Here is a 14,285-nt window from a genome sequence, read left to right as displayed (position 1 = left end):
GTGCATGGATATAAAACGTTTTATTGATCAACGAAAGAAACTGGGTTACTCACAGGTCGTTTTAAGCAAGGGGATTTGTACGCAGTCGACCTTAAGTAAGTTTGAAAATAACGGGCAAATTCCGTCCTTTACAATCCTCAAACAGTTATGTGACCGCTTAGGCTTAACGATTGATGACCTCAATAAGAGTGACCCTGCTTCGTTGAAGTATATTCATAAGCTATTAAACGAGGTCGAACTCGCACTGATGATTGAGCACTTCCCGGCAGCGGTCCGGAAACTCGACCAGGTCAAGGTAGACGAGCTGAAGTCGCCGGAAGATAAGATGCAATATTATTATCTCAAGGGGATGATTTACACCCTGACGAATAATAAGACCTCCACGACCCTTTTTAACTTTACAAAGATCCTCGATGAATTAGATGAGCAGCACCGGACGATCTACTCCCAGCTAGCTTATCTGGGATCGGGGATCCTCTATGCCCGCCGCAACTCAATGGACCATGCTGACTTCTTCTTGAGCAAGGTGATTGCCTTTTTACGGTCACTGGATAAGGAAGAACTCTTTGAAACCGATGAGGTCTACTACCTGCGGATAATGACCATGTTTTACTACTGTGCTGAATACCACGCCCTAAGTAGACGGTATGCGGCCAGTGATGAGGTCTTATCCCGGGCGATTCAGATGTGTGCGGCCAAGCACGTCACTTACTTTCTTCCCCGGATCAAGCTTTTGCAAGCGGAGAATGCTATTTCTGCGGGTGCTAGTTCCGCAAAGGTTAAGGACTTGCTAACTGAGGCCCTTGTCTTTGCCCGCTTCAACGCCAATAGTGTTGTCGAGGTACAGGTCGCGGCCTTGCGGAGTAACCTCGCAAAGAATATTCAAAATTCATAAAAAACCACATTAGCGACTGGCAAATCTGCATCAGTCGCTAATGTGATTTTAAATGGGGCTGCTAAATTCAATGCTTTGACTTTAGTTTATTAAGCTGTCGTCGTTGCCAACGCTCGCTAATCGACTTTGTGATCTAGTTTTCATAACTGGCTAAAATACTTTTGAAAATTTATTGCAGAAAAACGTGTTTGCAGTAAAATAAAAAGAGAGCCACTGGTGACATGACACACCAGTGACTCACAGTAGAAGTATTTGGCGAAAGTGATTGCAGAATCACCTTCGCCTTTTATTATAACAATTTTTTTATATTAATGAAGATTATTATTAACTTTTTAATTTAAATTAATCAAGCTGGCAATGGCATCGCTACCAAACTTATGATTAAAAAGGCAATCTTGGACGCTGATATTATCATCAATATTAACAGACTTATCAATTAAAAATGATAAAAGTCTAATAAGTGGTGCATTTATAGAAAAGATGAATTAGAATAAGATTACTAGCTATTCTTGAATCATAGAAAGGTGAAATTATTAATGGCAGAAAAAACATTTACAACAACCGAACTATTACAGTTCGATGGTCGAAATGGACATCCTGCATATGTTGCCGTTAAGGGCGTCGTTTACGATGTCACTAACGTCCCGCAGTGGAAGGATGGTAAGCACCATGGAAACCTTGCTGGACGGGACCTTACATCCGTAATGCCTCGTTCCCTCCACATGGAATCCGTCTTAAAGGACATTCCAGTGGTTGGTAAAATGACTGATTAGAATAACTATGCACAAAAAAGCGGCCCAGCTTGTTGAACAACACTGGACCGTTTTTTAATTAAATTGCAATTTTGAAGTATTCCCGGAGGTACTTGGCCAGACCATTGTGGTCGTTATCAACCGGTGTCACATCATCAGCGACGGCTTTGAGCGCAGGGATCGCGTTGTTCATTGCTACCCCCCGGCCGGCAGCGTCCAGCATCTCCAGGTCATTGTGTTCGTCACCAAAGGCAATAATGTTTTGCCGGTCGATCTGGTACTGGCGAGCGATGTAAAACATTCCGGATTCCTTATGGGTCCCCCGGTGGATCAGCTCGAGGATGTTGTAGGGGCCACCCCAAACCCGTGGTTCAACAAAGTCACCATATTTCTCGTTAACTGCCTTGATGATCTCAGCTTCGTGTGCTGGCTCGTATTGGATCGTTAGGGCAATCGGGTTACTCGTCAGGTTATTAGCATTGAGCAGTTGATCTTGGCGGAGCTTGTTTGGCAAGAATTCTGGCAGGTCGTTACTAGGGTGGTTGGCCCAGACGTGGAGCTTATTTTCCACGGTGATCGTGTTGATGCCGAGTTCCTTGCGGTGAGCGAGGAGGTCCAAGGCGAGTTCCCGGGTCAGTTCCACATCGTATTCCTTATCCCAATGTTCATGAGGAATATGAGTCAATGCGCCGTTGAAGTTAACCATCGGGGTCTTAATGCCCAGCTTGTCATAAATGTGTTTAGCAATCCGGTAGGGCCGGCCGGTAATGATACTAACAATGTGACCTTCACGGGCGAGGGCGCGTAAAGTCATAATTGTTTCATTGGTTAATTTTGATTGGTTGTTAAGCGTTGTTCCATCAAGATCAAGCGCAATTAAGTGTTGGTTCATTACCTTATTCCTTCTTTCAATAGACTATAAAATACAATTATAACATTTTTACCAAAAAGTTCGACGAAAGCCAAGCATTTTACCTCACCTTGACGCAAAATAAGTTACAATAAAGACACTAATGTAAATAGAGGAGCGAAGTTAGTGTGCAACTACCGGAAGAATTTATCGCAAAGTATCAACAATTGATGGGAGATGAGGCCGCTGAATTTCTGGCCTCTTTTGACCAGCCTAGCCACAGTGGCTTTCGAACGAACCCCTTAAAAAACGGTCAGCCGCTGGCAACGATTGACCAGGCAAGGGGCAAGGTGCCCTATGTGCCGACGGGCTATTACGGGCAGGTTGATGGCAAGTCACTAGATCACGTCACCGGCTGGGTATATAGCCAGGAACCGTCAGCGATGTTTGTCGGTGAGGTTGTTGATCCGCAGCCTGGTGAAAAAGTGTTAGACCTCTGCGCTGCCCCGGGCGGGAAGACAACCCACTTGGCCGCTAAGATGAATAATGAGGGCTTGCTGGTCGCCAATGAGATTTTTCGGAAGCGGGCGAAGGTGCTGGCGGAAAATATGGAACGGTGGGGAGCAACGAATGCCCTCGTGACCAATGAAAGTCCCGCCACACTGGAAAAACAGTTTCCCCAGTTCTTTGACCGGATCTTAGTCGACGCTCCTTGTTCCGGGGAGGGGATGTTTAGAAAAGAGCCGGCAGGGATTGAATACTGGTCGCCTGACTACCCGGCGGAGTGTGCTAACCGGCAAAAAAAGATCTTGGAGTCGGCAATGAAGATGCTCAAACCGGGCGGGGTGCTGGTCTACTCGACCTGTACCTTCGCCCCGGAAGAAGATGAGCAAAATATCGCCTGGTTACTGGCAAACTACCCAGCGATGGCAATCCAACCGATCGCCAAGGCTGCCGGCATGGATGATGGTCGTCCGGAATGGGCAGACGGCAACCCGGCCTTAAAGCAGGCAGTCCGCCTCTTCCCTCACCACCAACAAGGGGAGGGCCACTTTATTGCTAAGCTGCAAAACATGGCCGAGGCAAGCCCGGCGGTGGCCAAGGTTAAGAAGAAAAAGAAAGATAAGAAACACCAGCGGTCCACTAACCGGCCTGACAAGGACCAGCAAGCCCGCTTCACGGAGTTTGTTGATGAATTTATGCCAGACTACACGCCCCAGCAGCTGATCGTCTTTGGTGACCAGCTCTATGACCTGCCAGCTGGTGCGCCGACGGTCGATGGATTAACCGTAATGCGGCCGGGCCTGCACCTCGGAACCTTTAAGAAAAACCGGTTTGAGCCGGCACTTGCCTGGGCCCTGGCTACTAACCCGGAGAAGACGACAAGAAAGATCAGCATCAGCCATGACCAGTGGCGGAAGTATGTCCATGGTGATGTCATTACGATTGATGACGACCTCGCCAATGGCTGGTACCTGTTAGTTTGTGAGGGGCACTCCTGTGGGTTTGGTAAGTTGGTCGGTAAGACAGTTAAGAACTTCTATCCTAAGGGGTTGCGGTTCTAAAGGAGGAAAAATGAAATGAAGGAAAAAAGAGCTTTTCACGTTAATGGTTACCTTGGCTTACTGCTGGCAATCATTTTTGGCCTGGTCAGTATTTGGATGATCTTTATCGGGGTCAATGACGCAATGGTCGCAATGGTCGTTTTAGGAGTGCTTCTCTTCATCGTGGTCGTCTTATTTAGCACCTCGCTGACGATTATCCAACCAAACGAGGCCAAGGTGTTGACCTTTTTTGGAAATTACATCGGGACAATCCGTGACGCTGGCTTATTTATGACGGTTCCCTTTACCAGTAAGCAGACCGTTTCCCTGCGGGTTTACAACTTCAACAGTCAGATCCTAAAGGTCAACGACTCCAAGGGGAACCCGGTTGAGATTGCTGCAGTAATCGTCTACAAGGTTGTTGATACGGCGAAGGCCCTCTTCTCCGTCGATGATTATGAGCAATTCGTTCAAATTCAAAGTGAGTCCGCAGTCCGGCACGTTGCTAGCGAGTACCCTTATGATACTTTTGAAAACCAGGATGACATTACCTTGCGGGGCAACCCGACGGAAGTATCTGACCGGTTGACTGGCGAGTTGCAGGAACGGTTGGACGTTGCTGGTGTTGAGATTATCGAAACCCGGCTGACCCACCTGGCTTACGCAACGGAAATCGCCAGCGCAATGCTGCAAAAACAGCAATCCGCCGCTATTTTGTCTGCCCGTAAAATCATTGTGGAGGGGGCCGTCTCAATTACGGAAGAAGCAATTGACCGCTTAAATAAGGAGGCTAACCTCAACTTGACCAGCGAGCAGCGCCTGCAAATTATTAATAACATCATGGTCGCCATCATCAGTGAACGGGGAACCCAGCCAGTGATCAACACTGGTACCCAGGGCTAACCGGTACTGATAGAACTGAAATAAAAGATGCCCCCGTGGATTAGCAATCGTCAATCCACGGGGGCATTTTACGTCCTTATTTAGTTTTTTCGTCCGCTAACTTCTTGGCAAGGGCAAAGTTACCGAGGGTGGCAGAACCATTCCCGGGAACGGACGGGTTAACAATATATTCATCAATTGGGCCGACTGGGAGGTAGTCGTTCCATAGCATTTGGAACTGTTGGCGGACCTTTTTGATGAAGGCTGGCCGGGAAACACTCCCACCAAAGATGATCTTGCGGGGTCGCAGAATTGCGGTGACCTGAACGGCGGCCTGGGCGACATAGTAGGCCATTATATCCCAAACCGGGTGGTCATCGGGCACATCTTCACCACTGATTCCCAAGCGCGCTTTAAAGGTTGGCCCACAGACGAGCCCTTCTAAACAGTCGTGGTGGTAGGGACAAATCCCGGTGAAGCCCATGTCAGCGGGGTGGCGCTGAAGACGGACGTGACCCATTTCAGGGGTTGAGATACCACCGATGAAGTGACCGTTTTGAATGGCCCCTGCCCCGACCCCGGTTCCGAGGGTGTAGTAGACGAGGGCGGGATTTTCGTACTTATCCTTGAGGTTGACGTACTCCCCGTAGACGGAGCCGTTAACGTCGGTGGTCCAGTAGATTGGAATATTGAGGGCATCTTCCATCGTGCCGACAAAATTACAGTTTTGCCACTTTACCTTTGGGGTGTCGGTGATGTAGCCATACTTATCACTTGCTGGGTTGGTATCAATTGGGCCAAAACTAGCGATTGATAAGGCTGCTAGGTCAGTGAATTGCTTGAAGAAATCAATGGCTGCGCCGAGGGTCTCTTCCGGGCTGGTCGTTGGGATGACCTTTTTATCAACTTCATTAAATTTTTCGTCACCGACGGCACAAACAAACTTTGTCCCGCCAGCTTCAATACTTCCTAATAACATAATCAAAAAACCTCATTTTACTAGATTAAACGTTTATCAACTGTGATAACCAAAATTGAGTATACCGCGCGGTAAGCGTTATCACAACTATCTTTCGGCAATTTTTTTGATAAAAACGTTTCACTTACTACTTTCGCGGGTGGTCAATTTGGCCGGGAGGGTGAGATGGACGGGGGTCTGCTGGCCGTTACTCAGGCGGTCGTTGATTAGCTTGACGGCTAACCGGCCCATCTGCAAGCTGTTAGGGTTGACGGAGGAAAGGGAAGGGACCAGGTAAGCAGCGATACTAGAATCGTTATAGCTAACTACCTTTAGATCTTCTGGAATCCGTAGCTGTTGCTGGCTGATTGCACGGTAGGCACCGACGGCCAACTGGTCACTAGCAATTAAGACTGCCTGGGGGCGGTTAGTAAGGAGGTCATTCATTGCGTTAAAACCGTCGCTAGGGAGCCAGCCACGCTCGCTTAGCATGGGTGCAAGCTGGTGGTCGCGCATCCAGCTTCGGTAGGCCTTGACCCGGATATCCTGGTAGCTGTCATTGCTGGGGCCAGTAGTTGTCATCGGCATGATCTTCCCGCCAATAAAGGCAATTTTCTTAATTCCCCGGGCAAAGAGCTGGTCAAGGACTATCCGGGTTTCTTCAAAGTATGAGTTCCGGATAATATCAAAGTCCGGCAAGTAACGGTAGTCGTCGATTAAGACGATGTGGGGGTTAGCGCTTGCAAGTTGCTGGTAGAACTCCCGGGTGAAAACCCCTGCCACAATTATCCCGTCGTACTGGCGAGCAGACGCAAAGGAAAAACCAGCTTGTGGGAAGCGGATGAAGTCCTTGACCTGGACATTAGTAGCAGATGCTTCCTGGATGATGCCGTCGTGGACCTTCGCAAAGTAGGGGTCGTGGGCCTCCGCTTCAAGGGAGTGGGTAGTAATAACCAGTAGCTGTCGTTGCCTAGTTGGCTGGCTGACGCGACGATTATTTTGCGGGTGGTAGTCAAACTCCTGGGCAGTTTTGATAATCTTCTCGCGGGTCTGTTTACTAACGGCAAACTGTGGGTCCCCCTTTAATACCCGTGATACTGTCGCTGGGGAAAAGCCCGCTTCCTTGGCAATTTTGCGAATCCCAACCATTTTGCTTCCTCCTTTGTTTTTAGTATCATATCATATTTTTTAGTAAACGTTTAGTACCGCGAGCCGCTAGTATTTATTACAATTCATCACGATTGAAAGCGCTTGACCGCCGTTGGGTAAACGTTTATCATGAAAATGAATTTGCGAAAGGGGTTGCAATTTATGATTACATTTGACGAGCAACAGCAAGTATTTCACCTTAAAAACAAGGATATTTCTTACATCTTTTCAGTAGAAGAAGGAAACCTCCTTAGCCACCTTTACTTTGGTCCCGCGATTCGCCACTACCATGGTGAGCGTCGTTACCCACGGGTTGACCGGGGCTTTTCTGGGAACCTACCACAGTCTCTCGACCGGACCTATTCAAAGGATGACCTCCTCCAAGAATATTCAGGGAACAACACTGGGGACTACCGGGTGCCAGCAATTGTTATCCGGGCTGCCAATGGCTCACGTCTGACGGACTTCCGCTATGAATCATATAAGATTGTCGACGGCAAACCTAAACTGGCTGGCCTACCAGCATCATACGTTAAGGATGATGACGAGGCCCAGACTCTTGAAGTCACCCTTGTTGACAAGACCTTGGATGTTCAAGTTATCCTGTCTTACACCCTGTATAAGGACCGGCCAGTAATTACGCGAAACGCCCGTTTAGTAAACACTAGCGACCAGGAAGTGCATATTGAAAAGATTGCGTCAATGCAACTTGACTTGACTAAGCATGACTACGACGTGGTTTCAATGCCAGGACAATATGCCCTCGAACGGCAGCCAGAGCGGCAGGCCCTCCGGCGGGGAATTACTGAGTTTTCGAGCCGGCGGAATTCCAGCTCCCACCACATGAACCCGTTTGTTGCCCTAGTTGACAAGGATACTGACGAGTTTCAGGGGAATGCGATGGGAGTGTTGCTTGTTTACTCTGGCAACCACCAGTTTACCCTTGAAAAGGACCAGATCGACCAGATTCGGCTATTAACCGGGATCAATGAGTATGACTTTGACTGGGCGGTAAAGCCGGGGGATGATTTCCAGACACCGGAAGCAATTATCGGCTTTAGCCAGCACGGCTTAAACGGGATGTCGCAGGTTTTCCACCACTTACTTCGTGAACGGGTTGCCCGTGGGAAGTACCAGTACGCTGACCGGCCAATCGTGATCAATAACTGGGAAGCAACCTTCTTTGACTTTGATGACGAAAAACTTGATGAGATTGTCAAGGAAGCTAAGCCACTAGGGATTGAAATGTTTGTCCTTGATGACGGCTGGTTTGGTCACCGTAATGATGACAACTCTTCACTGGGCGACTGGTTTGTTAACACAAATAAGCTGACCGGTGGCCTCGAACGGGTCGCTAAGCAAACTCATGACGGCGGGATGAAGTTTGGTCTCTGGTTTGAACCGGAAATGATCTCCGTTGACTCCGAACTCTACAAGCAGCACCCTGACTATGCCCTGCATGAACCAGGGCGGGGGATGACCCTTTCCAGAAACCAATTGGTCCTCGACTTTAGCCGCAAGGAAGTGGTTGACAACATTTTCAACCAGATGTGCAAGATCCTCGATAACGTGCCGATTGATTACATCAAGTGGGACTTTAACCGGAACCTGACAGAGGTCTTCTCGGCAACGGCAGGAGCAGACCACCAGGGGGAAGTGAGCCACCGTTACATCCTAGGGCTGTATGACTTGATGGAGAGACTGGTTACCCGCTATCCAAACATCCTCTTTGAAGGTTGCTCCGGTGGTGGGGGCCGTTTTGACGCCGGAATCCTCTACTACATGCCGCAAAGCTGGCCGTCAGATGACACGGATGCCGTTGAACGGTTGAAGATCCAGTATGGGACTTCATTGGTTTACCCGGTATCGTCAATGACCGCTCACGTCTCCGTTTCACCAAACCAGCAAACCGGTCGGTCAACGAGCTTTAAGATGCGGGGAGATGTTGCGATGAGTGGGGTCTTTGGCTATGAGCTTGACCTTGCTGACCTCAGCGATGAGGACCGGGAAATGGTGAAGGAACAGATTAAGTTCTATAAGGCCCACCGGCAGCTGATCCAGTACGGTGACTTTATCCGCTTGGAGAGTCCATTTGATAGCAATACGGTTGCCTGGGAATTTGTCAGCCCTGACAAATCAGAAGCGCTGCTCTTCATGTTTAAGCAGTTGCACACTAACCGTTTTGAAATCAATAATACCAAGATGGCAAACCTTGACCCGACGAAGGATTACCATGATGAAATGACGGGGCAGACTTATGGTGGAGACGAGCTGATGAACCTCGGCTTGTTCCGTGACCCAACGCACACGGGGGACTTTTTATCCGAAGTACATTACTTTAAAGCAAACTAATAAAAAAGTGCTCGACGATCATTCGTCGAGCACTTTTTTAATCTTTACTATTAACCAGGGCATCAATCGTCCACATCCATAAGGCGTGACCGAGAATCTCGGAGACGTGTTCTTCGACAGGCTGGTCCTTGGCTGCCGGAACGGTACCAAGCAGTGGCATCAAGCGTACATGGAAAATATCCCAAACAGCTAAACCAAATGGTACCCCGTGGCCCTTTTTGATCCAAGGGGTCAGTTGCCCAGCAACACTGTATAGGACGCCAAACCCAGCTGAAAAGCTAAAGTGAACCAGGTAGCTCACCCAGGGAAGCTGTTGACCAGAGTAGGTGTAGGTCGCGTGGGTGACTTCTGCAGGCACCCCTAACTGTTCTAATAGTCGTTGGGGTGGGTTGGTCTGGTCTCGCTCGGGTGTCCGTGGGGGTAAGATGTTTTCCCAGCCAATCTTGACGAGACCGGCGACCATTCCCGCCGCGACGCCGACCGTAATTGCCTTACCTAAACTAATATTTTTCATGTTATCACCGTCCATCGATTTTACTTATATTCCCATTTTATCAAGTCGGAAATGAATTTCAATTAATTAGCGTAGGTGCCGCTGCTGGGCGTATGATAAAAGTTCACTGCCTAAGACGTATTCCACCCGGCTAAGCTCGGCAAATGACCGGCAGCCGAGGAGGGCAAGGAGGCGGCGCGTAATGGTTGACCACTCAGTTAACTCCCGATCGAGGGCGTCATAGCCGTCGTGTTGCAAGACATTTAGGAAATAGCCGGCGACCCCGACTGCCCGGGCACCGAGGACACCACACTTAATCACGTCTAGTGGGGAGACAACCCCTCCAGAGGCAATAATTTCTGTCCGTCCCCGGCGGATTGCGTGGGCTTCCAGCAGAGATTCAGGGGTAGTTTGCCCCCAGCCAAGCAGGCTAGTAAAGTTGACGTCATGGTTTCGCCGATTTTCGATTGCTGCGAAGTTGGTTCCGCCCCGGCCGCTGACGTTAATCAGGTGGACGTCATGGGTCTGGAGCTTGGCGATGGTCGTCTTACTCATCCCAAAACCAACTTCCTTCACGATGACTGGCACATCGAGTTCACTGACCAACGATTGGATATTATCAAGCCAGTTGAAGTCACGGTCACCCTCTGGCATGATTAGTTCCTGGGCGGCGTTGACGTGCAGTTCAAGGGCATCAGCGTGAAGCATGTCGATCACTTCTCGGGCGAGTTCGCTGCTAGCAGTGGCACTTAAATTAGCGAAGACGATTCCGTCCGGGTTCTCTTCTCTGACAACGTCGAAGGAAGAAAAAGCGGCCGGGTCCTTACTGATGATGCTTAATGATCCCGTTGCCATTGCTAGGTGGTGCTTTTTAGCCAGGCGGGCGAGCTGCTGGTTGATTTTATAGGCCTGCTCACTCCCACCGGTCATTGCTTCGATATAAAATGGCTGTTCAATCTCTAAGTCATCTGCCAGCTGGACGTGCATGTCGACGTCATCGGTTGCAATCTCTGGCAGACTGTCATGGATCAGGCGGACCTGGTCAAAATAGTGGTTGCAATGCGCCTCATCATAGTACTTAGCAGCCAGGGAAAGATGTTCGTTTTTACGCTGTGCGTGACGTGATTCCATCGTGGGAACCTCCTTTTTATAAAAATAAGCCGGCAGAAAACACTGTTTCCTCCCAGCTGTTATCAGTCCTTATTTTGTCGATGTGAGGTGGTTTTTAACGGACGCCTTTACACTCTTAGCACTGTCGATAAAGTGGACGGAGAGGGGCAATTGTTCAATGTGGTTCTTCGCCCAGCTCTTTAAGACCTTGCCAAAGTTGGTGTTGCTGTCGATGGCGACGATCCCACAGTCACCACCGCCAGCACCAGAGGTCTTGGCAGCTCCGCCAAACTTCTCGGCAATTTGGCATAACTTTTCTAGGGCACTCGTTTCAATGTTGACCCCGGAATTGGTCCCCAGTTGCTTTAAGAGGTCGCGGTTATAACGGATCTCATTTTTAATCGTCTCCAGGTCCTGGCGGTGGAAGCCATCGACCATCCGTTGAATACAGTCCTTGCTCTTGTCAAGGAAGTGGCGATACTCATCTTGCCGGCGGGCTTTGAACAGAGAAATCTTATCAACCAGCTGGGAAGTCGATGCTGGCTTACCCGTCCACCCGATTAGAAGCTCCAGGTTTTGGGGAGCATGTAGGGATTCGATGTTGAGGTCCGGCCATGGCAGTTCAATGATACTGCGTAAGTCAAGGTATTGCCGCTGTTGGGCTAACCACTGCCGGTCAAATGAGTGGTAGGAAATCCAGCCACCGTAAACGGAGGCAGCAACGTCACCTAATGAGCCGTTTCCCTGAACTTCAAAGTGGGCAATGGCGGCTAACTTAAAGAGCTCGTCCTTGTCAACGGGCAGGTTGTAAAAGCGGCAGAGCGCCTTAACGGTTGCGACGGTGACGGCTGCTGAGGAGCCCAATCCGTACTTACGACCGTTAGCACTGTCAAGCTGACTGTCGATGTGGATGTTGTAAATCCGCATGGTCCGGCCAAAGGTCTTGGCGTACTCTTCGGTCACCTTGATTGCTGATAGGATGTATGAAAACGGGTTGTCCCGCTTATCAACCACCATCCGATCACCCATCCGGCGCCATGATAATTGGTCATTGTTGTACTGGCGACTGATGATTCGGCCAACTTCGTCAGCACTCTCCTCGATTGAACACGTAACAAACTGGTCCAGGGCAACGAGAATTGCCGGGTACCCATTTTCAACAACAGCGTATTCACCGGCAATATACAATTTACCCGGTGCTTTTTCAGTAATCAAAATTTAAAGTCCCCTTAATTTTTCAATTAATCCTTAATCATTCCAAATTTTAATTCCCGGACCCGGCTGAGAAACCACTAGCCGGTCGCAACTGATGATCTTACTAAGGGCGCCAATTATTGCTTGACGGTCCTTTCGATCATAGATGATTTTGACGTTTGGTCCGGCATCCATCGTATAATAGCAGTTTATCCCCCCTGCGCGCAAGTCTTTCACCGCATTAATAATGGTTAACGTCTCGGCATTGAAGTAGGTATAACCAGGGTCAGCAGAAAGGGTGAGGGCGTGCATTCGGAGGGCATTTTCCTCAGCAATATGACCGATCGCGTTGATGTCACGTTGGTCAATTGCTTTTTTAATTGCCACCATATCGGCAGCGACTACCTGCCGCCAAACATCATAGTAGGGAGAAGTAGTTACACTCAGTTGCATTCCAGAACGACTAGAAACCTTTTTCTTCTTTGTATTTATTAAAACGGCCATCATCTCGATCGGGAAGTCGACCTTTTCCATCACCGGGATAGCGTAAGAATCCTTATCGTTAGTTCCCTTTTGCCATTCCACCAGGCCACCGTAGATCGACCGGGTTGCCGACCCGGACCCGCGCCGGGCTAGCCGGGAGAGGTCGCGGCGGGATAATGAAAGCCCCGCGGCAGTGCTTGCGGCGCCGGCAAGGGCAGCAAAGGCGGACGCCGATGAGGCCAGTCCTGCTGCCATCGGGACGTTATTATGGGATTCAACCCGGCCAAAGGCTTGTCGACCGCTTAGTTGGCGGACGATATCTAAGACGTGGACGACCTTGCGCGCGCTTTTTTCGTCAAGCTGTTGGTTATCAACAATGACCTGGTCGCTAGTAAGCTGGTCGTCAAAGTTGACCTTGGTCGTGGTGAAAAACTCGTCTAAGGTTAGGGAGAGACTCGATGTTTGCGGCAGAATTAGCTCTTGGTCGCTTTTTCCCCAATACTTAACAAGGGCGATATTTGTATGTGCCTTGGCAGTTGCCATTAATCATTACCTCGCTTATCAAGTGGCTGTAACCAAATCTGGTGTGCGCCGTTTTCTAATAAGATGCTTGCTAACCGCCGGGCACCCATCGCAGTTTGCATTAGGGCGATCATGCAACCCCCCCGGCCACCACCGGTAAGTTTTGCCCCGAGCGCACCGTTTTCCTTGGCAACCTTAATTAGGTGGTCAAGGGCGTCGTCAGAGACTTGGAGGGCTTGTAAGTCCTGCTGGGCCGCGTCAAAGGCCTGACCAAGTTTAATTACCTCGTTATCGCGGAGCAACTGGCGGGTGTCATCCACCAGCTGACCTAGGTGCACGATGTGGTCCTGGGCGTCATCGTGGTTAGCGACCAGTTCATGTTTGACCGCCATGATGGCTTCCTTTGTCGCCCCCTTAACACCAGTATCAGCAATTACGAGGGTAGCATGAAGGTCCATGGCAATCGGCACCCCGATCCGGCCCTTAACATAGAAAAGGGGGTCGTCAGAGCTAACCGTTGCTGCGTCTAAGCCGGAGGGGCTCCGGTGGGTGACCTGCTCCTCAATATCTGCTAAAGATAAAAGAAGAGGCCGGTCAAGCGGTTCATCATAGTAATCAAAAAAAGCGCGGACGATTGCGACTGCACTGGCTGCTGAAGATCCCATTCCGCGTTCGGCGGGGAGATCACTTTCAATTGTTAAGTCCCAGCCATCATCTTGACCAGCAAAGCGGCTTATTAACTCGTTGATTAGCTTGCTAATGCCAGCCATTGCTGCGGGAAGGTCATCTAGCGCCCCAGCAAAATAACGGCTTCTGACAATATGCTGGTGGTCTTGCCGACTGGTTATGGTGACGGTTAATTGAACACTCGGCAATGGCATGGCGATTGCTGGTTGACCGTATACTACGCTATGTTCACCCATTAAAATGATTTTCGCATGGCTAGTACCAATCCCTTGTTGTTTCACCATCGTAAACCTACTTTCTACTTAAAAATTCGTTAATGGGGCGGCCACGGTAGGCATCGCATCCCCAAAATTCCACAGTTCATCATAGCATAAAAGTTTGTTATTAGCGAAAAACAGCAGCGAATGTTACCAA

General features: G+C 49.4%; 13 protein-coding genes. 5 read left to right on the top strand and 8 right to left on the bottom strand.

Annotated features, from left to right (window positions below; translation table 11 throughout):
• Positions 1 to 4 precede the first annotated feature (4 nt).
• Both CZ502_RS08760 and CZ502_RS08755 read left to right on the top strand, forming a co-directional pair.
• Complete coding sequence (locus tag CZ502_RS08760) at positions 5 to 895, top strand: helix-turn-helix domain-containing protein (RefSeq protein ID WP_076461653.1); 891 nt, start codon at positions 5 to 7, stop codon at positions 893 to 895.
• A gap of 536 nt (positions 896 to 1,431) precedes the next feature.
• Positions 1,432 to 1,668, top strand: a complete 237-nt coding sequence (locus CZ502_RS08755; protein WP_076461651.1) for a cytochrome b5 domain-containing protein — start codon at positions 1,432 to 1,434, stop codon at positions 1,666 to 1,668.
• A 58-nt stretch (positions 1,669 to 1,726) separates the two neighbouring features.
• Here the strand turns inward: CZ502_RS08755 and CZ502_RS08750 are convergent, their stop codons facing one another.
• Positions 1,727 to 2,539: a Cof-type HAD-IIB family hydrolase gene (locus tag CZ502_RS08750; RefSeq protein WP_076461649.1), complete on the bottom strand. Its 813-nt coding sequence runs from the start codon at positions 2,537 to 2,539 to the stop codon at positions 1,727 to 1,729.
• Between the two features lie 146 nt (positions 2,540 to 2,685).
• On the opposite strand from CZ502_RS08750, the gene CZ502_RS08745 reads away from it, so the two are divergent.
• Together CZ502_RS08745 and CZ502_RS08740 are read left to right on the top strand one after the other, a co-directional pair.
• Positions 2,686 to 4,062 (top strand): RsmB/NOP family class I SAM-dependent RNA methyltransferase, encoded by a 1,377-nt coding sequence (locus tag CZ502_RS08745; RefSeq protein ID WP_076461647.1) that lies wholly within the window; start codon positions 2,686 to 2,688, stop codon positions 4,060 to 4,062.
• Between the two features lie 15 nt (positions 4,063 to 4,077).
• Complete coding sequence (locus CZ502_RS08740; protein WP_076461645.1) at positions 4,078 to 4,944, top strand: SPFH domain-containing protein; 867 nt, start codon at positions 4,078 to 4,080, stop codon at positions 4,942 to 4,944.
• Positions 4,945 to 5,020: 76 nt separating this feature from the next.
• Here CZ502_RS08740 and scrK read toward each other — a convergent pair whose 3' ends face one another.
• Entirely contained in the window at positions 5,021 to 5,902 is an 882-nt protein-coding gene (gene scrK / locus CZ502_RS08735; protein WP_076461642.1) for a fructokinase ScrK, read from the bottom strand.
• 120 nt (positions 5,903 to 6,022) lie between these two features.
• Positions 6,023 to 7,030: a LacI family DNA-binding transcriptional regulator gene (locus CZ502_RS08730; protein ID WP_076461639.1), complete on the bottom strand. Its 1,008-nt coding sequence runs from the start codon at positions 7,028 to 7,030 to the stop codon at positions 6,023 to 6,025.
• A gap of 162 nt (positions 7,031 to 7,192) precedes the next feature.
• On the opposite strand from CZ502_RS08730, the gene CZ502_RS08725 reads away from it, so the two are divergent.
• Positions 7,193 to 9,382, top strand: coding sequence for an alpha-galactosidase (locus tag CZ502_RS08725; RefSeq protein WP_076461637.1), 2,190 nt, complete (start codon positions 7,193 to 7,195; stop codon positions 9,380 to 9,382).
• 37 nt (positions 9,383 to 9,419) lie between these two features.
• Here the strand turns inward: CZ502_RS08725 and CZ502_RS08720 are convergent, their stop codons facing one another.
• From CZ502_RS08720 to mvk, 5 genes are all read right to left on the bottom strand, one after another.
• Positions 9,420 to 9,896: a DUF1440 domain-containing protein gene (locus CZ502_RS08720; protein WP_076462354.1), complete on the bottom strand. Its 477-nt coding sequence runs from the start codon at positions 9,894 to 9,896 to the stop codon at positions 9,420 to 9,422.
• Between the two features lie 66 nt (positions 9,897 to 9,962).
• Positions 9,963 to 11,006 (bottom strand): type 2 isopentenyl-diphosphate Delta-isomerase, encoded by a 1,044-nt coding sequence (gene fni / locus CZ502_RS08715; protein WP_076461635.1) that lies wholly within the window; start codon positions 11,004 to 11,006, stop codon positions 9,963 to 9,965.
• A gap of 69 nt (positions 11,007 to 11,075) precedes the next feature.
• Positions 11,076 to 12,200 carry a phosphomevalonate kinase gene (locus tag CZ502_RS08710; protein ID WP_076461633.1) on the bottom strand — a complete coding sequence of 375 codons (1,125 nt, stop codon included), beginning with the start codon at positions 12,198 to 12,200 and terminating at the stop codon, positions 11,076 to 11,078.
• A 33-nt stretch (positions 12,201 to 12,233) separates the two neighbouring features.
• The gene (gene mvaD / locus CZ502_RS08705; RefSeq protein WP_076461631.1) at positions 12,234 to 13,205 is read right to left on the bottom strand and encodes a diphosphomevalonate decarboxylase; all 972 of its coding nucleotides are present in this window, start codon (positions 13,203 to 13,205) and stop codon (positions 12,234 to 12,236) included.
• Positions 13,205 to 14,155 (bottom strand): mevalonate kinase, encoded by a 951-nt coding sequence (gene mvk, locus CZ502_RS08700; protein ID WP_076461629.1) that lies wholly within the window; start codon positions 14,153 to 14,155, stop codon positions 13,205 to 13,207. Before mvk ends, mvaD begins: the two co-directional genes overlap by 1 nt.
• Between the last annotated feature and the right edge of the window lie 130 nt (positions 14,156 to 14,285).

The organism is Limosilactobacillus caccae (genome assembly GCF_900156885.1).
Classification (GTDB): Bacteria; Bacillota; Bacilli; order Lactobacillales; family Lactobacillaceae; genus Limosilactobacillus; species Limosilactobacillus caccae.
The sequence above is the reverse complement of the archived record's forward strand: the minus strand, read 5'-3'. Positions and strand labels throughout refer to the sequence as shown.